26 protein-coding genes are annotated in these 24658 nt (G+C 58.9%); 12 read left to right on the plus strand and 14 right to left on the minus strand.

Annotated elements, in window-relative coordinates:
- Positions 1-6 precede the first annotated feature (6 nt).
- From ACQY1K_RS08075 to ACQY1K_RS08090, 4 genes are all read right to left on the minus strand, one after another.
- On the minus strand, positions 7-447 hold the full coding sequence (locus ACQY1K_RS08075; RefSeq protein WP_062457227.1) for a YqaA family protein: 441 nt from the start codon (positions 445-447) through the stop codon (positions 7-9).
- A 76-nt stretch (positions 448-523) separates the two neighbouring features.
- On the minus strand, positions 524-3058 hold the full coding sequence (gene secD, locus ACQY1K_RS08080; RefSeq protein WP_430258716.1) for a protein translocase subunit SecD: 2535 nt from the start codon (positions 3056-3058) through the stop codon (positions 524-526).
- 77 nt (positions 3059-3135) lie between these two features.
- Positions 3136-3570 carry a hypothetical protein gene (locus ACQY1K_RS08085; RefSeq protein WP_430258718.1) on the minus strand — a complete coding sequence of 145 codons (435 nt, stop codon included), beginning with the start codon at positions 3568-3570 and terminating at the stop codon, positions 3136-3138.
- A 318-nt stretch (positions 3571-3888) separates the two neighbouring features.
- Positions 3889-4509, minus strand: a complete 621-nt coding sequence (locus ACQY1K_RS08090) for a TerC family protein (protein WP_092662219.1) — start codon at positions 4507-4509, stop codon at positions 3889-3891.
- A gap of 202 nt (positions 4510-4711) precedes the next feature.
- Between ACQY1K_RS08090 and ACQY1K_RS08095 the strand changes: the two genes are divergently transcribed.
- Together ACQY1K_RS08095 and ACQY1K_RS08100 are read left to right on the plus strand one after the other, a co-directional pair.
- A complete protein-coding gene (locus tag ACQY1K_RS08095) occupies positions 4712-5209 on the plus strand; it encodes a heme-degrading domain-containing protein (RefSeq protein WP_430258720.1) in 498 nt (165 codons plus the stop codon).
- Positions 5209-5766, plus strand: coding sequence for a DUF924 family protein (locus tag ACQY1K_RS08100; RefSeq protein WP_430258722.1), 558 nt, complete (start codon positions 5209-5211; stop codon positions 5764-5766). Before ACQY1K_RS08095 ends, ACQY1K_RS08100 begins: the two co-directional genes overlap by 1 nt.
- 22 nt (positions 5767-5788) lie before the next feature.
- Here the strand turns inward: ACQY1K_RS08100 and ACQY1K_RS08105 are convergent, their stop codons facing one another.
- Complete coding sequence (locus ACQY1K_RS08105) at positions 5789-6040, minus strand: GlsB/YeaQ/YmgE family stress response membrane protein (protein WP_062457205.1); 252 nt, start codon at positions 6038-6040, stop codon at positions 5789-5791.
- 190 nt (positions 6041-6230) lie between these two features.
- Between ACQY1K_RS08105 and ACQY1K_RS08110 the strand changes: the two genes are divergently transcribed.
- Together ACQY1K_RS08110 and ACQY1K_RS08115 are read left to right on the plus strand one after the other, a co-directional pair.
- Positions 6231-8801, plus strand: coding sequence for a mechanosensitive ion channel domain-containing protein (locus tag ACQY1K_RS08110; protein ID WP_430258942.1), 2571 nt, complete (start codon positions 6231-6233; stop codon positions 8799-8801).
- A 173-nt stretch (positions 8802-8974) separates the two neighbouring features.
- Entirely contained in the window at positions 8975-9823 is an 849-nt protein-coding gene (locus ACQY1K_RS08115) for a response regulator (RefSeq protein ID WP_174196706.1), read from the plus strand.
- Between the two features lie 71 nt (positions 9824-9894).
- On the opposite strand, the gene ACQY1K_RS08120 is transcribed toward ACQY1K_RS08115, so the two are convergent.
- Positions 9895-10923 carry a GlxA family transcriptional regulator gene (locus ACQY1K_RS08120; RefSeq protein ID WP_062458093.1) on the minus strand — a complete coding sequence of 343 codons (1029 nt, stop codon included), beginning with the start codon at positions 10921-10923 and terminating at the stop codon, positions 9895-9897.
- 219 nt (positions 10924-11142) lie between these two features.
- Positions 11143-11352, minus strand: coding sequence for a hypothetical protein (locus ACQY1K_RS08125; protein WP_430258724.1), 210 nt, complete (start codon positions 11350-11352; stop codon positions 11143-11145).
- Between the two features lie 214 nt (positions 11353-11566).
- On the opposite strand from ACQY1K_RS08125, the gene ACQY1K_RS08130 reads away from it, so the two are divergent.
- Positions 11567-12460: a LysR family transcriptional regulator gene (locus ACQY1K_RS08130; RefSeq protein ID WP_062458089.1), complete on the plus strand. Its 894-nt coding sequence runs from the start codon at positions 11567-11569 to the stop codon at positions 12458-12460.
- Between the two features lie 21 nt (positions 12461-12481).
- Here the strand turns inward: ACQY1K_RS08130 and ACQY1K_RS08135 are convergent, their stop codons facing one another.
- Positions 12482-13258 (minus strand): formyl transferase, encoded by a 777-nt coding sequence (locus tag ACQY1K_RS08135; protein WP_430258726.1) that lies wholly within the window; start codon positions 13256-13258, stop codon positions 12482-12484.
- Between the two features lie 295 nt (positions 13259-13553).
- Between ACQY1K_RS08135 and ACQY1K_RS08140 the strand changes: the two genes are divergently transcribed.
- Complete coding sequence (locus tag ACQY1K_RS08140; RefSeq protein WP_062457192.1) at positions 13554-13712, plus strand: entericidin; 159 nt, start codon at positions 13554-13556, stop codon at positions 13710-13712.
- A 132-nt stretch (positions 13713-13844) separates the two neighbouring features.
- Here ACQY1K_RS08140 and ACQY1K_RS08145 read toward each other — a convergent pair whose 3' ends face one another.
- From ACQY1K_RS08145 to ACQY1K_RS08165, 5 genes are all read right to left on the minus strand, one after another.
- Positions 13845-14195: a hypothetical protein gene (locus ACQY1K_RS08145; RefSeq protein WP_062581401.1), complete on the minus strand. Its 351-nt coding sequence runs from the start codon at positions 14193-14195 to the stop codon at positions 13845-13847.
- A gap of 165 nt (positions 14196-14360) precedes the next feature.
- A complete protein-coding gene (locus tag ACQY1K_RS08150; RefSeq protein ID WP_113166482.1) occupies positions 14361-15413 on the minus strand; it encodes a quaternary amine ABC transporter ATP-binding protein in 1053 nt (350 codons plus the stop codon).
- A complete protein-coding gene (locus tag ACQY1K_RS08155) occupies positions 15406-16314 on the minus strand; it encodes an ABC transporter permease (protein ID WP_062457186.1) in 909 nt (302 codons plus the stop codon). The genes ACQY1K_RS08150 and ACQY1K_RS08155 overlap by 8 nt, the downstream gene beginning before the upstream one ends.
- Positions 16315-16518: 204 nt before the next feature.
- Complete coding sequence (locus ACQY1K_RS08160; RefSeq protein WP_092662231.1) at positions 16519-17514, minus strand: ABC transporter substrate-binding protein; 996 nt, start codon at positions 17512-17514, stop codon at positions 16519-16521.
- 661 nt (positions 17515-18175) lie between these two features.
- Positions 18176-18355 carry a hypothetical protein gene (locus ACQY1K_RS08165; RefSeq protein WP_430258728.1) on the minus strand — a complete coding sequence of 60 codons (180 nt, stop codon included), beginning with the start codon at positions 18353-18355 and terminating at the stop codon, positions 18176-18178.
- A gap of 262 nt (positions 18356-18617) precedes the next feature.
- Between ACQY1K_RS08165 and cobU the strand changes: the two genes are divergently transcribed.
- Positions 18618-19139, plus strand: coding sequence for a bifunctional adenosylcobinamide kinase/adenosylcobinamide-phosphate guanylyltransferase (cobU, locus tag ACQY1K_RS08170; protein WP_430258730.1), 522 nt, complete (start codon positions 18618-18620; stop codon positions 19137-19139).
- A 31-nt stretch (positions 19140-19170) separates the two neighbouring features.
- Here the strand turns inward: cobU and ACQY1K_RS08175 are convergent, their stop codons facing one another.
- Positions 19171-19956 carry a TSUP family transporter gene (locus ACQY1K_RS08175; protein WP_430258732.1) on the minus strand — a complete coding sequence of 262 codons (786 nt, stop codon included), beginning with the start codon at positions 19954-19956 and terminating at the stop codon, positions 19171-19173.
- 199 nt (positions 19957-20155) lie between these two features.
- Here ACQY1K_RS08175 and ACQY1K_RS08180 point away from each other — a divergent pair, with 199 nt between their 5' ends.
- The 5 genes from ACQY1K_RS08180 (at position 20156) to ACQY1K_RS08200 (ending at position 24658) form a co-directional block, all read left to right on the plus strand.
- A complete protein-coding gene (locus ACQY1K_RS08180) occupies positions 20156-21121 on the plus strand; it encodes a nucleoside hydrolase (protein WP_113166483.1) in 966 nt (321 codons plus the stop codon).
- Positions 21122-21280: 159 nt separating this feature from the next.
- Positions 21281-21565, plus strand: a complete 285-nt coding sequence (locus ACQY1K_RS08185) for an acyl carrier protein (protein WP_092662234.1) — start codon at positions 21281-21283, stop codon at positions 21563-21565.
- A gap of 22 nt (positions 21566-21587) precedes the next feature.
- The gene (locus ACQY1K_RS08190; protein ID WP_430258735.1) at positions 21588-22061 is read left to right on the plus strand and encodes a 3-hydroxyacyl-ACP dehydratase FabZ family protein; all 474 of its coding nucleotides are present in this window, start codon (positions 21588-21590) and stop codon (positions 22059-22061) included.
- Between the two features lie 102 nt (positions 22062-22163).
- Complete coding sequence (locus tag ACQY1K_RS08195) at positions 22164-23360, plus strand: beta-ketoacyl-ACP synthase (protein ID WP_113112239.1); 1197 nt, start codon at positions 22164-22166, stop codon at positions 23358-23360.
- Positions 23361-23371: 11 nt separating this feature from the next.
- Positions 23372-24658 (plus strand): beta-ketoacyl-ACP synthase, encoded by a 1287-nt coding sequence (locus tag ACQY1K_RS08200; RefSeq protein WP_062457163.1) that lies wholly within the window; start codon positions 23372-23374, stop codon positions 24656-24658.

Genomic DNA, 24658 nt, shown 5'->3' on the forward strand with positions numbered 1-24658 from the left:
TATGGTTTAACCGATCACGCCGAGCGTTACAGCCGCGACGACGCCATAGCGAAGCGTCTTGCCGATGAAGACCAAAACAAGAAACGTTGGCAGCGGTTCTTTAAGAACACCCGCGACAACGGTGATGGCATCGCCGCCGATCGGTAGCCAGCTCAGGAGCAGCGACCACTTTCCGTATTTGCGATACCACGTCTTCGCCTTCTCGAGCTTGTCAGGCTTGACGGGGAACCAGCGTCGGTCCCGGAACCGCTCCACGCCCAATCCCATCAGCCAGTTGACGACCGAGCCGAGCGTATTGCCGACGGAGGCCGTGAGCACAAGGGCCGCAAGCGCATAGCGATCCGACAGGATGAGGCCGACAAGGACCGCTTCCGACTGCATCGGAAAGATCGTGGCAGCGATGAATGCAGCAAAGAACAGGCCCGCATAGGCGGCAAGATCGACCATGGAAAACCGGGTTTAAAACGTGGAAATGAAAAAGGGCGGGAAACGACCCGCCCTTTTGTCTGGATGGTAGAACGTCTCAGACGTTGCCGATCTGCTTGGAATCGACGGCTGTGTCGTCTGCAACAGGCTTTTGTGCCTGATGGCGGGTACGCCAGTCGCCAAGGAACAGCAGGATCGGCGCTGCGATGAACACCGACGAGAGGGCAGCGACGAGAATGCCGAACACCATCGGGATCGCGAAGCTGGAGACGGCGCTGCCGCCCCAGATAGCCATTGGCAGAAGCGAGAGGAACGCCGTTGCCGAGGTATAGAGGCTTCGAGCCAGCGTTTCGTTGATCGACAGATCGATCACGTCGCGCAGCGGCATCTTCTTGTAGAGGCGCATATTCTCGCGCATGCGGTCATAGACCACGACCTTGTCGTTGACAGAGTAACCGACCAGCGTCAGCAGCGCGGCAATCGCTGTCAGGTTGAAGTCGAGACCGGTGATTGCGAAGAAGCCGATCGTCTTTGTCACATCGAGCACGAGGGTCGCGATGGCACCGACGGCGAAGGGCCATTCGAACCGCACCCAGATGTAGATCATCATGGCAATCGAGGCGAGCAGGACCGACAGGAAGCCGGCAGTCGCAAGTTCGCCCGAGACCTTCGGACCGACGACTTCGGTACGCTCAACCTTGGCAGTCTGGTCGATTTTCAGGACTTCCGTCTTGAGTTTCTCGACAGCCTCTGTCTGGGCGATCTCGCCGCCTGGCTGGCGCTCGACGCGGACCAGAAGCCTGTTATGGGCACCGAATTCCTGCAGTGCCACTTCACCGAGACCGAGTTCGTTGAGGCCCGAACGGAAGGATGCAAGATCCGCTTCGTTGGCGGTCACCACTTCCATCTGGATACCGCCGCGGAAGTCGACGCCGTAGTTGAGGCCAGGCGTCACGAACAGCACGAGCGAGGCGATCGACAGGAGAACCGACACGCCGATACCGATGAAGCGACCCTTCATGAACGGGATACGCGTACCATCCGGAACGAGATTGATCGGTAGAAGCGGCTTGATCTCGATCTTCTTCAGCTTGCGCTGTGCGGCAATGTAGATCATCGCGACGCGAACGACCGACACGGCGGTAAACATCGAGATCATGATGCCGAGGCCCATGGTGACCGCGAAGCCGCGGACAGGACCGGAGCCGAACCAGAACAGAAGGACGGTCGCGATCAGCGCCGTGACGTTACTGTCGACGATGGTCGAGTAGGCGCGGGCAAAGCCCGAGTTGATTGCCGCAAACGCGCTCTTGCCCTTGCGGGTTTCTTCCTTGATGCGCTCGTTGATCAGAACGTTCGCATCGACTGCGAGACCAATGCCGAGCACCACGCCGGCGATGCCGGGGAGGGTGAGTGTCGACCCGATCAAGGTGAGGCCCGCAAAGGTCAGGACGACGTTGATGAGAAGCGCAGCGTTGGCCAGAATGCCCCAGCTTCCGTAGAGGAAGAAGATAAAGCAGACGACGAGGACGAAGCCGATGAGGCCGGTGAAGATGCCCATCTCGATCGCATCGGAGCCAAGGTCGGCGCCGACGGTGCGTTCCTCGATGACGGTAAGCTTGGCGGGCAGCGAGCCGGCGCGCAGAAGCGCGGAAAGGGTGGTCGCGTCCTCAGGCGTGAAGCTGCCCGAAATCTGACCGGAACCGCCGGTGATCGGCGTCTGGATGACGGGTGCACTGAGCACCTTGTTGTCGAGCACGATCGCGAACGGACGGCCCACATTGGCCTGCGTGATCTGCGCAAAGCGGGCGGCACCGGCGCTGTCGAATTGGAAGGTGACGATCGGCTGCCGGCTCTGCTGGTCGAACGCCGCGCGGGCATCGGTGAGGCGGTCACCGGAGAGTTCGACGCGGTCGAGCACCGGATACTGCTGGCCGCTTTCGTCTGCGATCATGGTTACGCCTGGCTGGCCCTGGTCACCGAGAAGGTGGAAGCTCATCTTGGCGGTCGAGCCGAGAAGCTGGCGCAGGCGCGAAGGGTCCTGTTCGCCAGGAAGCTGGACGAGAACGCGGTCCGAACCCACACGCTGGATCGTCGGCTCGGCGACGCCGACCTGGTCGACGCGCTGGCGGATGATCTCAAGGCTTTGCTCAACGGCAGCGTTGATATGGGAGGTGATCCCCGCATCCGTCTGGGCGATGGAAATCGTGTTGTCGCCTTGGCTGGTGATGGAAAGGTCGCTGCCACCAACCGTCGTGCCAAGCCCGATCGGGTTCGCGAGCGTCTGCAACTCGGTGACGGCCTGATCGCGCTGCGCTGGATCGCGAAGCGTAACTAGCACAGCCTCGCCCGAGCGACGGATAGCCGATGTTGCGAGGTTCTTTTCGCGCAGAACGCGGCGTGCATCCTGGATCAGGCCCTGGACACGCTCGTTGATGAGATCAGCGCGGTCCACTTCCAGCACCAGATGCGAACCGCCGCGAAGGTCGAGACCGAGCGACACACGGCTGTGAGGCAGGAAGGAAGGCACGCGGTCGAGGACCGATTGCGGCAGAATGTTCGGCATCGCCACCAGGAAGCCGAACACGATGACAAGGATATAGCTCGCCACCAGCCAGGGTGAATTTCTCATGTTTTAAGATCCTGCTTCGCCCCGGTTGCGCGTTTCGCAGCAAGGGGCCGTATGCGTGTGAGGTTCGACTATAGCGCTCAGGAGACGACGGGCGGTGCGCGCGGCAGCGGAACCGGCCAATGCGTGCCGATAGGATTGGCATCGGTGAGCGCGGATGCAATCGCCTGAGCAAATTCCGGAATCGTCAGTGTCGAGGCGGTGAAAGCCAAAGCGCCGTCTGCGCCGCTCCACTGGCTGGGACCAGCCTCCCTGCGGTCGGCAGTCGCCAGCGTGCGAATAGGATCGCGTTTGCTGGCTTGTGGTGTCTCCGAGCTCTTCTCGCTGGAATGCGCGATGCGCAGGATCGCCTGGCTATCGCGAAGTCCGCCGGAAACCAGAGCGACGAAGGCGATCAGCAGTGCCGCGACAAAGACTGCCCATTGCGACGGGAGCTTGTCCTGCGCGCACCGGGCCGTCTCTCGTGTTCCTGCCGGAAACACCGCCATCCGTTCCAACTCCGGAATATTCGTCACACCGAAGAGCCTGCTTCGGAAGAATGCCGCTTCTAAAGGAGAGTGCTGGTACGGTCAATCGCATCACGGCAGGGGATAACCGAAGTTTGACCCGCCTCGCGTCGGGCGCGAACCGGCCTTGACCTCAGTCAACGATTGGACGGGGCTCACCAGCACTTTCGAGCTGGGGGTCCGCGAGCCCCTGACCGGTTATTGCCGGCTGCGACCACCTAACGTTGCTAGCCGGCCTGCTTCAATGGCAGCGCTCTGATTCGACGGTCAATCTCGATTGTATGATAATGAGCGTTTAAACCGCTGTTTCAAAACGAGCCGAAACGACTAGGCAGACTGAATCAGCGGCAAGACTTCGATCGTGCCGTGATAGATCATGGTGATTGCGACATAGACGATCACGGCGAGGCCGAGATAGGCGATCCAGCGGTAGCGGTTGAGCAGGTTCGCCACGAAATTGGCAGCGATACCCATCATCGCAATCGACACGACGAGACCGATGATCAGGACTGCGGAATGCTCCTGAGCAGCTCCGGCAACGGCAAGGACGTTGTCCAGTGACATGGACACATCAGCGACGACGATCTGCATTGCCGCTTGAAAAAACGTCTTTTGCGGTTGGTTGGCGGCCGCAGCGTTGAGCGCGTCGGCGTCTGCCGTATCGTGGGCACGCAGTTCGCTCCACATTTTCCAGCACACCCAGGCGAGCAACAGGCCGCCGACAAGCTGCAGCCCGACGATGCCGAGAAGGTATGAGGTGACCGCTGCAAAGATCAGACGAAGCACGGTTGCGGCCGCGATGCCGAACAGGATTGCCTTCTTGCGCATGTCCGCCGGAAGGCCGGCAGCGGCAAGACCGATAACGATCGCGTTGTCGCCGGACAGCACGAGATTGATGGCAATGACCTCGACGAGGGCAGCCAAGCCAGCAGCGGTAAATAGATCCATGATAGGGGGGCCTGAATGGGAAGGATTGGAGGTAATTTCCTCTATCCGCTTCTTCGCGGTTGCGCACAAGCAATTTACAATTGTCTTTCCGCAAACCGTGGAAGGGATGGTCTGCCGGAAGATCAGCAACGGCGCTGGCGGGCAGGATATTTACATTCCCCAATTCCACCGTCATCAATGAGGCTACAAACGGGGAAATACCATGACGCTTGAACAGGATATCGCCAGGATCGCCGAGCAGGAGGCGGCCCTGATTTTCGACCGCTTTGGTCCGGACGAAGCCTGGCAGCTCGGTTCTTTGCTGCGCGACATGGCGATCGAGAAGGGGCTGCCAGTCGCGATCGGTATCCGGCTTCACTCGATGCCACTCTTTTACACGGCGTTGCCGGGGTCGATGCCTGACAACGAAGACTGGATTCGGCGCAAGAGCAATGTCGTCCTGCGCTTCTTCCAGTCGAGCTATGGGATGGGTCTGAAAATGACCAGGCAGGAGACAACACTCGAGGCAAAGTTCTCGCTTCCTATTGCCGACTATGCACCGCATGGCGGCAGTTTTCCGATAAAGGTGGATGGGGCAGGCTGTATCGGCGCAGTCACCGTATCGGGTCTCCCGCAGCGAGACGATCACAGGCTCGTCGTGGAGGCTCTGCTGGTAATAATGGGCAAGTCGTCCGACGGTGTTCAACTGGAGCAAGCTTGATGAGTTCTGAAGCGGTTCGTACCCCTGAAGACGTGCTGAATTTCTGGTTTGTCGAACTGGGACCGGAGAAATGGTTCGAAAAGAACCCTGCGCTGGACGTTGCAATCTCGAAGCATTTCGCAGCGACGCACCTGTTTCTGGCGCATGGCGATCTGGATACGTGGCGAGGTTCACGCGAGGGGCATCTCGCGGCCATCATCGTGCTCGACCAGTTTTCTCGCAATATCTATCGGGGCACACCGCTGGCGTTCGCAACAGATTGGATCGCGTTGCGGGAGGCGAGGCTGGCAGTCGACGAAGGTGTCGATACGGGCGCCGGTCTGCATGAGCGGTGCTTCCTGTATCTGCCCTTCGAGCATTCGGAAGCGCTTGAAGACCAGGATCGCGCAGTCGAGCTTTTTGCTCTCCTCGGCGACGAACGATATCACGACTACGCGGTCAAGCACCGGGAGGTGATCCGTCAGTTCGGCCGCTTCCCGCATCGAAATGCTTTGCTCGGACGCAATTCGACCCCGGAAGAGCTCGAGTATCTTGCTCTGCCGGGGTCGGGTTTTTGATCAGACCTGATCTAATCAACGCTTAGCGTCTAAAGGCGCGCGCAACTGCAATAAGTATGCAGGCGCCGATAAAGCCGGCGATGAGGTAGCCAATCCAGCCGCCCAGCACAACGCCAAAGAAGCCGAGAATGGCGTTGGCGATGATCGCGCCGACGATGCCGAGAAGGATGTTCATGAAGACGCCCATATTGCTCTTCATGAACTGTTCTGCCAGCCAGCCTGCAATGCCGCCGATGATGATAGCTGCGATCCAGCCGATGCCTGCTTCTTCCATGTCTTACCCTCACGTTTTGAATTTGCGATTGGTAACGCAGCAGAATGTTCCAAAGTTCCCAAGGAATTTTCAAGCTGTGCAGGACGTCCTTTTCTTCGCCTTGAAGTGCCTCTATTCGTGCCTGCGATTCCGATTGTCCTGAGAAGAGTAGAGACCGGTGCGCGTGAACTCCTTCGATCCCTTGTCGCTGATGACGCGAACGATCCGCGCATCCATGATCGTCCTGCTTGTGACCGCAGCAGCGTTTACGGCCAATGCGCAGGCTCCGCAAAACGGTACGACGTCAACCCAGGCTGCACCGACCCCGGCTGCGCCAACCCCGGCTGCGCCGGCGCAGGCTGCACCGACCCAAGCAGCACCAGCCCAGACCGCGCCGGGCCAGGCAGCCCCCGGGCAGGCCGGGCAACCGCAGGCATCTGCTCAGCAAAATCCACAGTCGATGGTGACGGTCGACTCGATCAATCATGAAATGAAGGAGACATTGGACAGCCTTCGCGGCCGGCTGACCACGTTCAACGATCAGGTCAGGCAGGATACGACCGACGACGGCCGACTGGCCGAGCTTCGCCTGCAGGCGGAAGAGATCGTCGAACAGATGCGCAGCGCGTCTGACACGCTGAAGGCACGTGTCACGCAGATCCAGTCCAGGTTGACGAGCCTCGGAGAACCACCGGCCGAAGGGCAGCCGCAGGAAGCGCCGGCCGTCGCCGAGGAGCGCGGCAAGCTGGTCAATGAGCGTTCCGAGCTGAACCTGATCGTCGATGATGCCAACAACCTGGCCAACAGCGCGACAAATCTCGCGAACACGATCACCAACCTGCGCCGTGCCCTGTTCGCGCAGACGCTGTTTCGTCATACGGAATTGAACGCCGATCTATTCATCGAGGCGGGCAATGCCTTCGTAACTGAAGTGCACAACTTCAACGCGACGCTTGGCAGCTGGATCGGCTTTGTCATCCGCTTCAAGCTGCTTCAGCTTCTGAGCGCCATCGCGCTGTCCATCGGTGCTGCGGCCCTATTCCTCTGGGGCGGCTACCGCATTTTCGGCCGCTTCATTCGTCGCAACGGTCAGGAAGATCCATCCTACATCAAGCGTCTTTCGGTCGCCTTCTGGTCGACCGTGATTCAGACGGTCTCGATCGCGGCCTTTCTGGTGACCTCCTATCTCTTCCTCGATGGGTTCAATGTCCTCAGACCCGATGTGGCGCCGATCATTGCTTCGCTGTTCGGCTTCATCTGGTTCGTCTCGTTTGTCTGGAAGCTCACCTATGGCGTAATGGCGCCGGGAGAGCCGGCATGGCGACTGGTGCGCATCACCGACAAGGGCGCGCGGCTGCTGACATTGGCCGTGCTCGTTATGGCGGTGGTCAACGGACTGGATTACCTTCTCGGCGCAATCAGCGAGGCATTGAACTCGCCGCTGGTTCTGACGATTGTCAAGAGCCTGTTCGCCGCTGTCATCGTTGGTCTCATCCTGATCGCCATTTCCTTTGTTCGGCCGCGCGTTGCCGAGGGCGAGGATCGTGGTGGCAGTACCGGCCATCCCTGGCCGCGGTTTTTCTCCGGTCTGTTGAAGATCATGGGCGGGCTGCTTCTGCTTGCTGTCCTGACGGGCTATATTGGTCTTGCCCGTTTTGTCGCGACACAGATCGTGCTGACCGGCGCGGTCGTCGTCCTGGTCTATCTGGGCTTCCTGTCGGGCAAGGCGATCTCCAAGCAGGGTGCGTTCAAGAACACCGGCGCCGGTCGGCAGCTGGCGGAGCGCCGCAATTTTGGCGAGGTCGCGCTCGACCAGACAGGGCTTGTTGCCGGCCTCGGCATCTATGCGTTCGCCCTGTTTCTCGGCATCCCGCTCATCCTTCTGACCTGGGGCTTCCAGACCACCGATATCGAGGCATGGATCTACAATTTCTTCACCGAAATTCGGATCGGTAACGTCTCCATCTCGATCGTCGGCATTTTCGGCGGCATCCTTCTGTTCGGATTGGGCTTTGTCGTCACCCACTGGGTTCAGAAGTGGATCGACAACAACGTTCTTGCCCGAAGCCAGGTGGATCTCGGTGTCCGAAACTCGGTGAAGACGGGCATCGGCTATCTCGGCGTCGGACTTGCCGTCATCGTCGGCGTGTCGGCTGCGGGCATTGACCTCTCAAGCTTTGCTCTTGTCGCGTCTGCACTGTCGGTCGGTATCGGTTTCGGCCTGCAGAACATCGTATCGAACTTCGTATCGGGACTGATTCTGCTGGTGGAACGTCCGTTCAAGGTGGGTGACCACGTGGTGACGGGCGCAAACGAAGGTATCGTCAAGCGGATTTCTGTACGTGCGACCGAGATCGAGACCTTCCGCAAACAATCGATCATCGTGCCGAACTCCGACCTGATCAACGCCGCGGTCGGCAACTGGACGCATCGCAACAAGATCGGCCGCTCGGAAATTCCGATCGCTGTCAGCTACAACGCTGACCCGCAGCGGGTGATGGACATTCTGCTGGAACTCGTCGACCAGATCCCCGAAGTGCTGCGGAATCCGGAGCCTCACGTCGAGTTCCTGACATTCGGGCCGTCTTCGCTGAATTTCGAGCTTCGTTTCCATCTCGCTGACATGGGCGATGGTCTTCGCATCCGGAACAACCTCAGGATCGCCATTCTGCAGCGCTTCCGCGCGGAGGGCATAGAGATTCCGTTCCCGCAGCAGGAGATCGTCTTCCACCGCGGAAAGCCGGTCCTGCCCGATGAGGGAGATACGGCGGGTGGCGCGTAAAGCCACACGCCGAGAATGGTAAGGTACCGGAATAATACATCATTCACTTTAGGCAGCGGTAACTCGATGACCGCTGCGCTCAAGATGTGAAAGTACTGCCTAATTAACGCTTCTGAAAATTGCTTCGCATAGAGTTAAACAAATGGGGCAAGGATCGGGGTTAAAAGGGTACCATGACATTTCTCGGCATCTCCGGCATGCAATATTCCGGCGAATCTTTGGCGAATGCGCGCATATTGCTTGCGGAAGATTCCAACGTATTTACGTCGATGGTCGGGACCCGACTGAAAGAACTGTTCGGCATCGAGATTGAGATCTGCCGTAACTTCGAAGATCTGCAGCTTGCTTACGATCGCTCCACCGAGCCTGTCACGCTTGCGATCTCCAACATCAACCTCCCGGGTGCTGAAAACGGAGAGGCGCTGGAATACCTGATCGATCTGTCGATCCCGACCATCGTCTTTACCGGCACCTTCCAGCAGGAAACACGCGATAGGCTTCTGGCCAAGGATATCGTGGATTATATCCTGAAGGACAACGTCTTTGCGGTCGACATGCTGGCGGAATCGGTCTGCAGGTTCCTGACGAACCACCGCCATCACGTCCTGATCGTCGATGATAGCATGACCGCCCGTGCACTGCTGTCGAGTCGTCTGAAGCGCTATAACTTTAGGGTCAGTGTCGCCGAGAACGGCGCCAAGGCCCTCGAGATCCTGAAGAAGAGCCCCGATATCGGTCTCGTCGTCACCGACTACAACATGCCCGATATCGATGGTTTCGAACTGACGCGCCGCATCCGCTCGGTTCGCGGTTCCCACGAACTGCGCGTCATCGGCGTGTCTTCGTCGTCGGACCGGCTGCTTTCCGCCCGATTCCTGAAGGCCGGCGGCAATGACTTCATGTTGCGGCCCTTCATCGACGAGGAGTTCTACTGCCGCGTCAACCAGAACCTGGATACGCTGATCCAGATCCGCACGATGCGCTCGAAGGCTCCAGCAGCCGACGTCAGGAACGTTGCCTGATTTCTTGAGAGCTGCTGAGTGTGCAAAGCGAGCAGCACCTTATATCGATGGGGTGCCGCTCTTTAAAAAACTTACACCACGACCCCGGTGCGTGCAGTGTTGAGCGAAAGCTTGCGCTCTGCGCGTTCCTGCTGGGGTGAGCGGTTGTAGACCTCGCGGTAACACTTGGAAAAATGAGACGCCGACACGAACCCGCAGGCGACCGCAACCTCGACGACCGGCATCGAGGACTGCACCAGCAGATGCCGGGCGCGGTCAAGGCGGATCTCGAGATAGTAGCGGGCAGGGGATCGGCCCATTTCCTGCCGGAACAGACGCTCTATCTGGCGGCGGGACAGGCCGACATCGTCGGCGATTTCGACCAGTGACAGCGGCTCGGCCAGGTTGTTTTCCATCAGCTCTATGATCTGCAGAACCTTGGAGTTCTGGACCCCGAGCCTCGCGCGCAAGGGAAGACGCTGGCGGTCATGCGGGTTGCGGACGCGATCTGTCAGCTGCTGTTCGCAGACCCGGTTGACGAGATTGTCGCCGAAATCCTGGCCGATCAGGTTCAGCATCATGTCGAGTGACGCGGTGCCGCCAGCGCAGGTATAGAGGTTGGAGTCGACCTCGTAGAGATCCGCATAGACTTCCGCCTGTGGAAACGCTTCGGCAAAACCCGGGAGATTCTCCCAGTGGATCGCGCAGCGCTTGCCGTTCAGGAGCCCCGCCTGCGCCAGAATATGCGCGCCGGTGCAAAGACTTCCGACAGCCGTGCCGCGGTTATAGGTCTCGCGCAGCCAGGCGTTGACAGACTTGTTGTTAAACTCCTCCACATAGATGCCGGAACACATCAGCACCATGCTGGGGCGATGCTCACCGCTCAGGTGACGGCGTTCGTCTGCAAGAGAGGAATTGACTTCGAGACCGATCCCACTGGACGAGTAGACCTTCTCGCCATCGACGGAACAGAGGCGCCAGGTATAGGCGGCGTAGCCAAGCATGCGGTTTGCGATCCGCAGGGTTTCGACGGCGGCTGCAAAGGGCAGCATCGTAAAATGCGGCACAAGAAAGAAAACGAGCGCGCGTTTCTTCGCGTGCCCACGGTTTGTTATATCCATGTCGCTGTTCCCTTCGCTGGCCGCCGTTGATCCGGTCGTTTCTTTAAAAGCGACATTGACACGGAAGGCGGTGACGGAGAAGGGCATTTGACGACGGCGAAATGTCAAATTTGCGACGTCCAAAGGTCGCACACACTATAATCTGGTTAACAGGCGATCAAAAAAGACGCAGCCTCAAGACCTGCCTGCATGTCGCATGCAGGCCATGAGCATTGCGCATCAATGGCGCTTGAGGTCGTTGTCGGTGGATGGCCAACCGATATCCTTGCGGATTTCTGATGGCAGGCCCTCAAGGACCTGTTCATTTTGACGGCGGCGCCATGCGTCTCGCAGGTTTGTAACGGTGCTGCGGGCAAGCCCGAAGTATGTTGCAAATGACGACTGCGATGTTCGTGGCTGTACACTCTCACGATAGGTCATGTTGCTCATCGACTTTCTCCTTGGGGCTCTCGTTCGAGCACTGGACGCCGATTCAATGTGAACTGCGGTCAGTCATCAAAAAAGAGAATTAAAATAATTCATCCCATCAAGTTTCGTTTTGTTTTGAGATGGCGTGTCGTGTTTCCAAGGGTGCGACCTGTTTGACTTTCAATCAAACGAAATGATATGGTGCTTAGGTTCAATTTAATTGATGGTGATGATGATGACCGTTCCGTTTCGACCGCCTCTTCCATTGCTCGATATCGACATCCTCAGAACCTTCGTTGCCATTGCCGAGACGGGCAATTTTTCGACTGCCGCAGAAGCGGTTCTGCGAACACCGTCGGCCGTGTCCATGCAGATCAAGAAGCTCGAAGAACAGTTGAAGACGACGCTGTTCCTGCGGGACGCGCGCTCAGTGTCGTTGACGCAGAACGGCGAAATGCTTTTGTCCTATGCGCGCCGGATGCTCGCTCTATCGAACGAAGCGGTCTCGCGATTCGTCATGCCCGATCTAGCGGGCGTCGTTAGGCTGGGCGCTCCCGATGATATCGCCGAGCGGTTACTTCCAAAGCTCCTGAAGGATTTCGGAGAGAGCTTTCCGGGGATCATGGTCGATGTCACCGTCGACCAGAGCCTGCAGTTACGCCGGCGGATGGATGAGCAGCGGCTGGATCTCACCCTGATCAACTGTGCGACAAGGCCGTTCCCGACCACTGGTGAAGTGATCCATTCCGAACGGCTCGTCTGGGCCGGTGCTAAATGCGGCAATGCCTACTTGCGTGATCCGCTACCGATCTCCGTCTGGGAGGATGGGTGCGTGTGGCGGCAGGATGCGATCTCTCAGCTCGATCGCCACAAGCGCTCCTATCGTATCGCCTATGCGAGCTCCCATACGATGGCGCAGCGCGCAGCAGTCGTGTCCGACCTTGCGATCGCACCATTCCCGCTTTCCTATGTCACGAGCGACATGCAGGTTCTGGGCGCCAAGGAAGGGCTGCCAGAACTCATCAGCTTCGACATTCGGCTCCTAACCGCGCCCCATCTCTCGGCCCCGGCCAAGGCTGTCGCGGAAAGCATGAGGGAAGCGTTCGGCGCGCTCGCAACGGCGGCCTGAACTCGGTCATTTCCGTGAGCATCACCAGATCTTCTTGGTGATGCCGTGATAAAGCCATGTCCAGATCGGCGGCGGAAAGCGCAGGGCTGATGGCCCGGCTGGTTCATACGGCTTCAGATTGCCCGTGATCGCATCCTGGATTGCTTTGATTGCGATATCCGTCGCGGATGCCGTCATCAGGAGCGGATAGGTTGCCATCGTGTTGGAACGGGCCGGAGATATCCGTTTCTCGTAAAGCGTTCCGCCGGTATCGACCCCGTTGTCAACGAGATGGACGGTTGCCCCGAAATTCTGCGCATCGCCTTCCACGAGAGCCCAGTACCCGCCCATCTGGCCACGATACATCGGGTTGATGCCGGCGTGGAAGTTGATCACGGGGCAGGGGATCGCGGCAAGCGTTCGGGATGACAGGATACGGCAGGATATCGTGAAGACGACTGCCGGTCGGATTGCACTTACCGCAGCGTGACACGAAGCGTCATTCAGGGACGATACGGATGTCACAGGAACTGCCGGGTTGGGAGCCGCTATCAACCCGTGCTCGTGAATGATCTCTTCAGACCGTCTCGCTGCGATGCCTTTGCCGAGCCGTGACGCAATCATCGTAGCCAGCTGACCAAGCGCATGCATCCATCCAAACCGCTTCGCGCGCCGCTTCAGAAGCACCGATTTCGGTTCCGCTTCCTCCTGGATAACGTGGAGATCAGAAAACTCCCGATGGATGGCATTGATCATCACCTGCGGGTTTATGCCGCCAGCAGTCATGATCAAAACCCGAGAAGATGAATGTTCCGTCATGGGCTTGCCCCGTAATTGACCGCGTAGCGTTCGCGCTCACAGTAACGGGGAAAGATTGGCAAATTCACACCGACCTCTCGGTTCGCGCGCTGCGACAACCAATTTGTCCTGTATCAGTGTCCTGGGACCGGCGGTGGGGTCATCGGGCGAGGTTGCGCTGTTGCCAAAAAGCATCACAGCGTTCGCTAAGAGACACATCACATTTGATCACGTGAACTTTTTCCGAGCTGGAACGTTCCTGTGCCGGAAATTGATTTTCCGAACGATTTGATCTTCATCCAGGGAGTTTTCTAACATGACGGCAAAGACAGTCACGGTTATCGCCGCACTTTTCGTAACGGCAGCTTCGCTCAGCTCGTGTGGCAACACGATCCGCGGCGTAGGCCAGGACACGGCGAACACCGTGAACGCCACCCAGGACGCCGGCCACCGCGTTGGCAAGGCTGCACAGTAATTAGTTACTCCCCAGCTCCGCTGTCGGCCATCACGTGCCGGCAGCGAGGCTGCTGAGGTGCCCCGCAGCGAGGGGCAGGGCAGTCTTGGCTTACAAGCTACCGCCAGTTTCGATGCGCTTTGCTCGACTTGATCAGACTCGAGCCTTTGGATAGGCGCGCTCGAAGCCGCCTGACTGATCAAGACCCTTCTTGAACGCCTGATAAGCCGGGTGCTGGCTGGATTTCGCCGCTTCCGCAATGCGGATCTGAAGCCGCGCCGGCGCTGCATTGCCGAGCCATCCACCAGATTTTTCCAGTTTCAAAGAGTTGAGAAACCGTCCTTCACTCGCCTGATCCAGGTAGAGATGCAGACCAGACAGGAGAAGGTCATCGCTCGACGAGCTCTCCATCAACAGAACAAGCCAAGACTGCTGTTCGGCCGACAGGTTCTCGAAACTCTCGGCAACGGTCTCACGGCTGCCAATTGGCGAAATGTTGCTCACGTCTTCATCCTTTACCGTGATCGTTTCACGCCAGATCCGCGCCTCCATACCGTAGCGAGCGCCGTCCTGACCTTTGTCGATCTTATCGCCCAACATGTCGACCTTGTCGATAAGGACGTCGGCATATGGCGGGTTGGCGTCAGAACGGTCCGACGCCGAGCCCTGTCATTCCGCAGCGATCCGTGCCTCCTCGGATGATGCAGGGCTTACCATGGCAGAAATGATGGTGTGCAGGTCGAGCGTCCCGACAGGCGCTCCAGTCGGATCTGTCACCGTTGCCCGTGTCAGGCTCGCCTCGCAGATCGCTCTCGCAGCGGCTTCGATCGTCGTGTTGCCCGCAAGCCTGATGCCGTCAGTCAGACCGTCGAACGGTTTCATAACGGTTTTTGCCTGCAACACACGCCCTCGGTTCACCTCCTTGACGAAGGCGGTGATGTAGTCATCAGCAGGTGACAGGACGATATCTTGGCCGGTTCCCTGCTGCACCACTTCGCCATCGCGCAGAATGGCGATCTTGTCACCCAGTCTCAGCGCCTCGTCGAGATCATGGGTGATGAATACGACGGTCTTCTTGAGCTCTGCCTGGAGATCGAGAAGCACGGTCTGCATGTCGACGCGGATTAGCGGATCGAGCGCGGAATAGGCCTCGTCCATCAAAAGGATGTCGGCATCGTTGGTCAGCGCCCGTGCGAGGCCGACGCGTTGCTGCATGCCGCCGGAAAGCTGGTTCGGGTAGTGGTTCTCGAAGCCGGAGAGGCCGACCCGCTCGATCCAGTACTGACCTTTCTTGAAGCTTTCCGCGCGAGGCACGCCCTGGATATCCAGTCCGTAGACCGTGTTCTCGATCACGGTCCGATGCGGCAGAAGCGCGAATTTCTGAAACACCATCGCCGTCTTGTGCCGACGGAATTCCCGAAGATCGTTTTCGCTCATCGTGCACACGTCGACGCCGTCATAGACGACTTCGCCGTAGGTCGGGTCGATCAGCCGGTTGATATGGCGGATCAGGGTCGATTTGCCGGAACCAGACAGACCCATGACGACCGTGATGCCGCCCGCCGGCATGGATATGTTGATGTCTTTCAGGCCGAGCACATGACCGTGGTTCTTGTTGAGCTCGGTCTTCGTCATGCCCGCCTTGATGGCGTCGATATACTGGCGACCGTTCGCGCCGAAGATTTTGTAGAGACCTTTGATCTCGATGCCGTGACTAGCCATGGACCACCTCCGAATGTTTTTGCAGGCGCTTGCCGAATGCCTGGCTTGTTCGGTCGAAAATGATGGCGATCGCAACAAGCGCGAAACCGTTCATGATGCCGAACGTAAAGAACTGGTTGTTGATCGCCTGCAGCGTGTTGCGGCCAAGCCCGCCGACGCCGACCATGGATGCGACCACGACCATCGCCAGCGACATCATGATCGTCTGGTTGATCCCGGCCATGATTGTCGGCAGGGCCAGCGGCATCTGCACGTTCTTCAGCTTCTGGCTTGGCGACGAACCGAACGCATCCGCGGCTTCGAGCACTTCCTTGTCGACAAGCCGGATGCCGAGATTGGTCAGGCGGATCATTGGCGGGACCGCATAGATGACCACCGCAATCAGTCCCGGAACTTTGCCGATACCGAAAATCATCACGACGGGAATGAGGTAGACGAAGCTCGGCAGGGTCTGCATCACGTCGAGAACCGGGTTGACGCTTGCCTGCGCCCGGTCGGACCGCGCCATCAGAATGCCGATAGGGATGCCGACGATGATGGAGATCAGAGTTGCGACCGTGGTGATCGCGAGCGTGATCATCGCATCGTTCCAAAGGCCGATAAAGCCGATGAACGACATTCCGAGCGCGGTACCGATGGTGATGCGGATGCTGCGGCTGCCGAGATAGACTATGGTGAGGATGACGGCGAGGACGATGATCCACGGCGAGTTGGTGAACAGCCTTTCCAGGAAGTTCAGGAACCATTGCAGGGGTTGGACGATCGTATCGATAAAGCCGGTATATTCGCGAACAAGGCTCTTGAACCCCTCATCGATGACCTTGCGTGCTTCACGGATGGAAGCGTCGCTGATCGCCGGAAAGCTACAGAGAGCGTTCGGCAGGAAGTTGCAGGTTGCCATGATGTTCCCCTTTGTAGGTTGGATTTTTGGCGTAACCCGGCATGGCTGCCCGAGCGCCTTCCTGACCAAATCAGCTTCATGCACGTCTGCAATGGATAAGGCGTCGGGTTCGCGCGACCGTCAGCGGTGGACGGCTTGTCGCGACTTCTCACGCGCCTTGAGCGGGAAGCCGCAGATCGGCTTCCCTAATTGGCAAGGTTACGCTCAGAGAGCGGCCTTTACCTTTTCAGCGACGTCGGCACTGACCCACTTGCTCCAGATTTCCGGGCTGGTTGTAAGGAAGTGCTTGGCTGCGTCTTCATTGGTGCCCTGGTTGTCGGTCTGCCAGGCGAGAACGCTGTTGATCGTGGCGTTGCCCCATTTGCGGGCCTTGATGTAATCCATCGCGACGCCGGCCTTGTCGGCGAACTTCTTCGTTACGACCGTGAAGGCTTCCGAACTCGGATAAGAGTTGACCTTTGGGTTCGGGCAATCCGGGACCGCCGTGCAGGCATCCCAGTTGGCCTTGTCATGCGGCGTATCGAAGGACAGCTTCACCATCTCGTACTTGCCGAGAATCGCGGTCGGAGCCCAGTAATAGCCGAGCCAGCCGGTCTTCTTCTCGAATGCGCCGGCAATTGAGCCGTCGAGCCCGGCAGCAGAGCCGGTATCGACCAGTTCAAAGCCTTTTTCGCTTGCGCCGAGAGCCTTGTAGAGGTTGGCGGTCGATGTCTGGCAGTTCCAGCCGGACGGGCAGTTGGTGACCGCGCCCTTGGATTTGTCTTCCGGTGCCGGGAAGAGTTCGGGATGAGCAAGCGCCTGCTGCACGGTCTTGATATCCGGATGCGCGTCAGCGAGGAATTTGGGGATCCACCATCCTTCGACAGCGCCGTCGGCAAGGATTTCCGCTGCAATGACGAGCCGTCCTTCCTTGACCGCTGCGTCGAGCGGGGTGCGCACCGCGTTGACCCAGAATTCGGGTGCAAGGTCAGGCTGACCTTTTTCGTTCATCGATGTGAAGGTCGGCATCGTGTCGCCGGTCACCATTTCCACCGAGCAGCCATACCCGTTTTCGAGAATGATCTTGTCGATATGAGCGGCAACCCCTGCGGACGCCCAGTTCATCTCTGCGATGGATACCGAACCGCAGTCGGCATGGGCAGTGCCGGCAAAAGCGTAAAGACCGGCGGCGAAGGCTGCGGAAGTGAGGAGTTTCTTCATGTGTAAGACCTCCCAGTCTTATTCGTGACAGTGTTCAACTCTGGAGGCGCCGATAGCCGGCACCCGATGACTGCGGCTTTGTGCGATCAACCGGTAGATGTGATTGCACCGGCCAGCTGGCCTCATGCGTCTTTTATACGCCAGCGAATGATGTCACAGGCGTTGCGCAATAATGTGTCAGCAGTATCAGCCTACGTTTTCCGAAGCAGAAATCAACTGTCCGCGAGTAACCGCACGATAACGGGCATATCACCAAGCCCTTGTAAGATATCGTGTTCGCGTCTTTTGTGACGACAAAAGCGCCATCGCCGGCAATAACTAAGCAAACTCTGCAACCAGTAGCAGCCCGTTCATGCAGTCGGCACTTTGTCACGTCCGATATTTGACGTTTAGTGGCTGATTAGCGCCCTCGCTGTCGCAAAGAAAAATTCACGCAGTGTGGGGAAAAAATTGAAACTGCAGGCATTGGTAACGCGCTAATAACCATACGGTAAGAATGTACGCGTAGATGTTGCCGCCATGGTCGTCCTCGAACGACTTGGCGCCGGATCAGGTAGTGCATACCGGCCGCCATAACCATTTTGCAGTGACGCAAGCGATCTCGAAATGAAAGATCGCGCTATGGTTGCGTCCATGTCGAGTTTTGGGTTCTGATTTCACATCAGCCAGCGCTGAACGTACGGATGAAACCGAGCAGCGAAAAGCGCGTGTCGAGTTCCATGGCGCGGGTCTGACGATCACGACGCGGAAGGCTCGAATTCCAGGCAATCTGAACGCCGTCATTGTTCTTGAAGATGTAAAGCATCGGTGTTTCCTCAGAGGCTTCGTAGACCGAAGCCATGTCGTTTTCGTGTGCGCTCAGATAAGCTGCAAACCAGCGCGTTTCAACGCAACAAGTCGGCAGCGCATGTCGCAAACAGAATGCCCATTGAGAAAGTTGTGAGATCGCGCCCCGAGATGTCTAACCCGCATGGGATTGACGGGCGACCTTCAACGAGTCAACATGGCGCTGCAATGCAAATCCAGAGCAAACACCAGCAGGGCCGGACGCCTTCCTCATCTACGAATTGTCCGGTCCCTTTCTCTGCGATCGGCCTGCTGCCATGACCCGCTCCGGGCGCGTCGTCCTTGTCCTTGGCGGCGCCAGATCCGGCAAGTCATCCTTCGCTGAGAAACTTAGCGGCGAAACCGGTCTCAACAGGCACTACATTGCCACAGGCCGCGCCTATGACGCCGAGATGGAAGAACGCATTCTGCGCCATCAAGACGACCGTGGCACGGGCTGGATCACCCACGAAACACCGTTGAACCTTACAGCCAACCTTCGCAGCATAGACTCTGATGATGTCGTCATCCTCGTCGACTGCCTCACGCTGTGGGTTACGAACCTGATGATGGCGGAGGCAGACATTTCCTCAGCCTCGGAAGGACTTCTGTCTTATCTGAGGGATACTGCTTCGACCGTCATCCTCGTGTCGAATGAAGTCGGTCTTGGTATCGTGCCGGACAATCGCATGGCGCGAGACTTCCGTGATCATGCCGGCCGCCTGCATCAGGCAATCGCAGCCGTGGCAGACGACGTATTTTTCGTGGCCGCCGGCTTACCGCTGAAGATGAAGGGGTGACGGGCGATACTGGTTCCGGTCGAGAGAAAATCTAGAACCCCAGCCAGATACGAACCGGATGAGCCGGATTGGCGATCAATTTCGTCGCAAGCGCGATGCAGGAGATCACCAGCAGCGGCTTGATGATCTTCGCACCGTTCCGCATCGCCAGTCGCGACCCGATCTGCGCACCGATGAATTGGCCAACGCCCATCATCAGGCCGATCTTCCAGAGCACCGATCCCGACGCTGCAAACATCAGAAACGACCCGAAGTTGGAGCCGAGATTGATGAGCTTCGTGTGGGCGGTCGCCTTGAGCAGTCCGAAGCCGGCGAGCAGAACGAAGCCCAGCATGTAGAATGATCCGGCGCCTGGCCCGAAGACGCCATCGTAGAGCCCGACGATCGGCACGGCGGTCAGCCCGAAAACGAACGGCGTCACCCGTCGGTGACTTTCCAGATCGCCGAGATTGGGTTTGATCGCAAAGAAGATTGCGATTGCCACGAGCAGAAAGGGGATCGCGGTCGTCAGGAATTCGGCTGGAACGATGGAGGCAAGCAGCGCACCGATGGCGCCGCCGAGCGCCGCCATGGCTGCCATCGGCAGCTGCTCTTTGAGCTTCACATGGCCCTTGCGCGCATAGGCAATTGTTGCCGATGCCGAGCCGAACTGAGATTGCAGCTTGTTCGTCGCGATCGATTCCAGCGGCGGAATGCCGGCAATGAGCAGAACGGGGATGGTGATCAGCCCGCCGCCACCCGCAATCGAATCAACGAACCCCGCGAAGATGGCTGCGAGGAAGAGAAGAAAAAGCAGCTGAAATGCAATGTCGCTCAAGGGTGGCGCTCTGCGTAAAGGAGAGGAGGGGAAATGGCGAAGGGATGCGCGCCGGCTTGTGGCACCGAATCGGTGATCCGGCAATAGGAGGGGCGCTGGCAGCGGTTGCAGATTGCGGCTGCATTGCAGTAAACCGTTGCGGCGCTATGTTGCGCGATGAACGGCCGCTGGCAGGCGGCGAGCATTTCAAGGTATTCGCATGCAAAAAGTCATATTCGATACTGACCCCGGCGTAGACGACGCCATGGCGCTGCTGTTTCTGCATCGCCATCCGGATATCGATCTTCTCGGCGTGACAACGGTGTTCGGAAATGCCTCGATCGAACTGACCACGCGCAATGCTCAGTTCCTGCACAAGGAGTGGGGCATCGACGCGCCCATCGCCAAAGGGGCGGGCAAGACGCTTGATCCGTCGCGGGTCGAGCAGCACTCGCCGACGATCGTGCATGGCGAGGACGGCCTCGGCAATATCGGCGTGCCTCTCGAAATCGATTGGCCGCTCGATCCGCGCGAGGCATCGCAATTCATCATCGATACGATCAGGGCCAATCCCGGCGAAATCACCATTGTCGCGGTCGGTCGCATGACCAACCTGGCTTTGGCGCTGCAGGCTGATCCGGAGATCGCAGGCCTGACCAAGCAGGTGGTGATCATGGGCGGCGCTTTCGACGTCAATGGCAATGTGACGCCAGCAGCCGAAGCAAATATTCACGGCGATCCGGATGCCGCCGATATCGTCTTTACCGCGCCGTGGAACGTCATTGCTTTCGGCCTCGACGTCACCATGAAGACGATGATGTCGTCAGATGATATGGCTGAGTTGGCCAAGGGTGGCGATAAGGCGCTAACACTCCTGTCCGACCTTTCGCAGTTCTATATCGATTTCTACCGCCAGGGCGCGGGTCTCGATGGAATGGCAATCCACGACAGCTGTGCCTGCGTCTATCTGGTGGCGCCCGATCTGTTCAAGCTCCGCAGCGGCCCTGTCCGCGTGGTCTGCGGCGGCATTGCCGATGGCGAGACGATCCAGGCGCCTGACACAGGCCGACGGTTCGTCGATAGTCCTTGGGATGATCAGCCAAGCCAGAAGGTCGCGGTCGGTGTCCAACCCGAAAAGGTCCTGGACGTTATCCGTGTCGCGCTGACGGCAGGTCGGCCGGCCTAGCCCTCTTCAAATTTGAGGGCGGTTTGGCATTCTGACCGATCGGCAATCGATGTTTAGGCAACAATGTAGCGGCAAATTGGCGCCGTCTTGTTGGAACCCATTGGCATTTTCGATTGGTTTCCTTATGTGGAACACCGAATACAGACTTTTTAAAAGGACATGGGCGTGACTGCTACATTCGACAAAGTTGCCGACATCATCGCTGAAACCAGCGAGATCGACCGCGAGACGATCACGCCGGAGAGCCACACGATCGACGATCTTGGCATCGACAGCCTGGACTTCCTCGACATCGTTTTCGCGATCGACAAGGAATTCGGGATCAAGATCCCGCTCGAGCAGTGGACCCAGGAAGTGAACGAGGGCAAGGTCTCGACGGAGGAATACTTCGTTCTGAAGAACCTCTGCGCCAAGATCGACGAACTGAAGGCGGCAAAGGGCTAAAGCCCACAGTCGGCGCAAGTTCATGCTTCTTGAATATTTCCAGATGATCGATCGGGTGGAAACGCTCGATCTTGCCGGAAAAACGCTGACTGCACGCTCGGTCGTTCCTGAAAAGAGCCCTGTTTTCGAAGGGCACTTTCCGGGAATGCCGCTGGTGCCAGGCGTGCTTTTGATCGAAACCATGGCGCAGGCATCCGGAATGCTGGTTCTTGCGGCGACCGATTTCGCCGCGATGCCATTCCTGATGTCGGTGGACAGTGCCAAGATGCGTGCGTTTGTCGAGCCGAACGCCGTGCTCGACATCGAGGCGTTTCTGGAGCATGAGGGTTCCGGCTACATGGTGACAAAGGCAAAGATTACGTCGGGCGGCAAAAAGGTGTGCGATGCGCAGCTTAAGCTGCGGACCATGCCGTTCAGTGAAATTCCGCTGGCGCCGATTGTGCGCAAGCGCGCCGAAGAGATCGGCCTCATTGCGGCGATGCAGGCCGGCGCCTGACGCAAAGCCTTCGTGAATAATACGGCCCGGACGGACCGGTTTTAGAGTGTCCCGTCGGGCCTGATGTCGTCGCTGGTCAATAGCCGCGCAAAGAGGACAGTTATGAAGTCTGACAATGATGTGGTGATTACCGGGGTCGGCATCGTGACCTCGCTCGGCGTCGGCATAGAGCCGCATGTCGCGTTTCTGACGGGATCGTCCATCGACGAGCCCAAGGTCGAAACGGAGCGTTTCAAACCCTATCCTGTCCATCCCATGCCTGAGATCGACTGGTCGGCCCAGATCGCCAAGCGCGGCGATCAGCGCCAGATGGAGAACTGGCAGCGCCTCGGCGTTTTCGCCGCGGGGCTCGCTCTGGACGACGCCGGCCTGAAGACGGATGCGGATGCCTGCGCCTCGATGGACATGATCGTTGCCGCCGGCGGCGGTGAGCGCGACATCAAGGTCGATTCGCTGATCGTCGACGAAGCCCTGAAGCGCAACGATCGCGACATGGTCTTGAACGAGAAGCTGACGACAGAGCTCCGTCCGACATTGTTCCTTGCCCAGCTTTCGAACCTGATGGCGGGCAATATCTCGATCGTCCACAAGGTCACCGGCTCGTCCCGCACCTTCATGGGCGAAGAATCGGCCGGTATCTCGGCCATCGAAACCGCCTTCCACCGCATCAAGGCGGGCCAGTCGAGCCACAGTCTCGTCGGTGGCGCCTTCGTGGCGGAACGGGCTGATATTCTTCTGCTGGTCGAGGGCATCCGTGCCCACGCGACAGGCGGCTGGCAGCCATTGTGGTCTCGCTCGCCGGACAATGGCGGCGGAATGATCACCGGTTCGGTGGGCGCCTTCCTGGTGCTCGAATCCCGCGGCTACGCGCAGGCGCGTGGTGCACGGATCTATGCAACGATCGATGCCGTCGAAGGCGATCGCGGCAACCGCGACGATGGCGGGCTCGAGAAGCGCATGTCGCGGCTCACCGCCCACGGCACGCAGGGGGCGGAAACTGTCGTGTTCTCCGGCGCGAGCGGCATGGTCGATCTCGCGAAGCGCGAAAAGACAGCGCTCGAGCAGGCTTTCCCGGGTTCCGCGATCCGCGGCTTTGGCGGCGTTACGGGCCACGCGATGGAAGCGCAGTTCCCGCTCGGCATCGCCCTTGCAGCGCTTACGCTCGAATCGACTGCCAAGGTCCCGGCCTTCGACGCCGCAAACGAGACGCCGATGGCGTCCCCGGCAAAGCAGGCGATTGTCACTACAGTTGGATATACACGCGGCGAGGGGATTGCTGTCCTCTCTGCTGAAGCGTGAAGGAGACAGTCATGAGTGACAACCGCTTCACGGATCATCTCGGCCGGCCCATCGTCGCGGTCACCGGCATGGGCGTCATCACCTCGCTCGGACAGGGTCTTGATGACAACTGGTCAGCGCTGACCTCTGGCACGTCGGGCATCCACAAGATCACCCGTTTTCCGACCGAAGGCCTTTCAACCCGCATCAGCGGCACGGTGGACTTCATCAAGGTTCCAGCCGAAAACTCGGTCGAGCGCTCGTTTGCCTTCGCCCGCGAGACAACGGCGGAAGCGTTGGCCCAAGCCGGCTTGTCCGGTGATTTCGACGGACCGCTGTTTCTGGCCGCTCCGCCAGTCGAGCCGGAATGGTCCGACCGTTTCGCGCTTGCAGACCGTGCACCGCCATCGACGCAGCAGGGCGATGCCTACGATCGCTTTCTGACGGCCATGCGCGAGCGTCCTGATCCTGTCTTTCTCGAAGCCGTCCAGTTCGGTTCGATTTCGGAGCGCCTGGCCGACAAGTTTGGTACCCGTGGCCTGCCCGTAACGCTTTCCACCGCCTGCGCCTCTGGTGCAACCGCGATCCAGCTCGGCGTCGAAGCGATCCGTCAGGGTCGTACCGACAAGGCTCTGGTCGCTGCGACCGACGGTTCTGTCAGCGTCGAGGCACTCGTGCGCTTCTCGCTTCTGTCTGCGCTTTCGACGCAAAATGATCCGCCGGAAAAGGCGTCCAAGCCGTTCAGCAAGGATCGTGACGGCTTTGTCATCGCGGAAGGCGCGGCAACGCTCGTTCTGGAATCCCTGCAGTCGGCTATCGCGCGCGGCGCCAAGGTGCTCGGCATCGTCAAGGGTCTCGGCGAAAAGGCCGATCACTTCCACCGCACCCGCTCGTCCCCGGACGGCGGCCCGGCGATCGCCACGATCCGGGCGGCGCTTGAAGATGCGGGCATGGACGAAAGCGGCATCGGCTATATCAACGCCCACGGCACATCGACGCCGGAAAACGACAAGATGGAATATAGCTCCATGCTGGCGGTGTTCGGCGAGGGGTTGAAGGGTATTCCGGTGTCGTCGAACAAGTCGATGATCGGTCACACGCTGACGGCAGCCGGCGCTGTCGAAGCCGTATTCTCGATCCAGACGATGCTGACCGGCACTCTGCCGCCGACCATCAACTACACCAATCCCGATCCGACGATCGAGCTGGATGTGGTGCCGAATGTGAAGCGGGACGGTGCGCCGAGGGCGGTTCTGTCCAATTCCTTCGGCTTCGGCGGCCAGAACGCCAGCCTTGTCATGACGCTTGAACCGGCGTAA

Origin of the sequence: Neorhizobium sp. IRS_2294 (genome assembly GCF_050500145.1) — a bacterium.
Taxonomy (GTDB): domain Bacteria; phylum Pseudomonadota; class Alphaproteobacteria; order Rhizobiales; family Rhizobiaceae; genus Neorhizobium; species Neorhizobium soli.

Coding starts and splice junctions, on each gene's coding strand:
- ACQY1K_RS08075 (WP_062457227.1), bottom strand. CDS start 447: ATGGTCGATCTTGCCGCCTATGCGGGCCTGTTCTTTGCTGCATTCATC.
- secD (WP_430258716.1), bottom strand. CDS start 3,058: ATGAGAAATTCACCCTGGCTGGTGGCGAGCTATATCCTTGTCATCGTG.
- ACQY1K_RS08090 (WP_092662219.1), bottom strand. CDS start 4,509: ATGGATCTATTTACCGCTGCTGGCTTGGCTGCCCTCGTCGAGGTCATT.
- ACQY1K_RS08095 (WP_430258720.1), top strand. CDS start 4,712: ATGACGCTTGAACAGGATATCGCCAGGATCGCCGAGCAGGAGGCGGCC.
- ACQY1K_RS08100 (WP_430258722.1), top strand. CDS start 5,209: ATGAGTTCTGAAGCGGTTCGTACCCCTGAAGACGTGCTGAATTTCTGG.
- ACQY1K_RS08105 (WP_062457205.1), bottom strand. CDS start 6,040: ATGGAAGAAGCAGGCATCGGCTGGATCGCAGCTATCATCATCGGCGGC.
- ACQY1K_RS08110 (WP_430258942.1), top strand. CDS start 6,231: ATGACGCGAACGATCCGCGCATCCATGATCGTCCTGCTTGTGACCGCA.
- ACQY1K_RS08115 (WP_174196706.1), top strand. CDS start 8,975: ATGACATTTCTCGGCATCTCCGGCATGCAATATTCCGGCGAATCTTTG.
- ACQY1K_RS08120 (WP_062458093.1), bottom strand. CDS start 10,923: ATGGATATAACAAACCGTGGGCACGCGAAGAAACGCGCGCTCGTTTTC.
- ACQY1K_RS08125 (WP_430258724.1), bottom strand. CDS start 11,352: ATGAGCAACATGACCTATCGTGAGAGTGTACAGCCACGAACATCGCAG.
- ACQY1K_RS08130 (WP_062458089.1), top strand. CDS start 11,567: ATGACCGTTCCGTTTCGACCGCCTCTTCCATTGCTCGATATCGACATC.
- ACQY1K_RS08135 (WP_430258726.1), bottom strand. CDS start 13,258: ATGACGGAACATTCATCTTCTCGGGTTTTGATCATGACTGCTGGCGGC.
- ACQY1K_RS08140 (WP_062457192.1), top strand. CDS start 13,554: ATGACGGCAAAGACAGTCACGGTTATCGCCGCACTTTTCGTAACGGCA.
- ACQY1K_RS08150 (WP_113166482.1), bottom strand. CDS start 15,413: ATGGCTAGTCACGGCATCGAGATCAAAGGTCTCTACAAAATCTTCGGC.
- ACQY1K_RS08155 (WP_062457186.1), bottom strand. CDS start 16,314: ATGGCAACCTGCAACTTCCTGCCGAACGCTCTCTGTAGCTTTCCGGCG.
- ACQY1K_RS08160 (WP_092662231.1), bottom strand. CDS start 17,514: ATGAAGAAACTCCTCACTTCCGCAGCCTTCGCCGCCGGTCTTTACGCT.
- ACQY1K_RS08165 (WP_430258728.1), bottom strand. CDS start 18,355: ATGGCTTCGGTCTACGAAGCCTCTGAGGAAACACCGATGCTTTACATC.
- cobU (WP_430258730.1), top strand. CDS start 18,618: ATGACCCGCTCCGGGCGCGTCGTCCTTGTCCTTGGCGGCGCCAGATCC.
- ACQY1K_RS08180 (WP_113166483.1), top strand. CDS start 20,156: ATGCAAAAAGTCATATTCGATACTGACCCCGGCGTAGACGACGCCATG.
- ACQY1K_RS08185 (WP_092662234.1), top strand. CDS start 21,281: ATGGGCGTGACTGCTACATTCGACAAAGTTGCCGACATCATCGCTGAA.
- ACQY1K_RS08190 (WP_430258735.1), top strand. CDS start 21,588: ATGCTTCTTGAATATTTCCAGATGATCGATCGGGTGGAAACGCTCGAT.
- ACQY1K_RS08195 (WP_113112239.1), top strand. CDS start 22,164: ATGAAGTCTGACAATGATGTGGTGATTACCGGGGTCGGCATCGTGACC.
- ACQY1K_RS08200 (WP_062457163.1), top strand. CDS start 23,372: ATGAGTGACAACCGCTTCACGGATCATCTCGGCCGGCCCATCGTCGCG.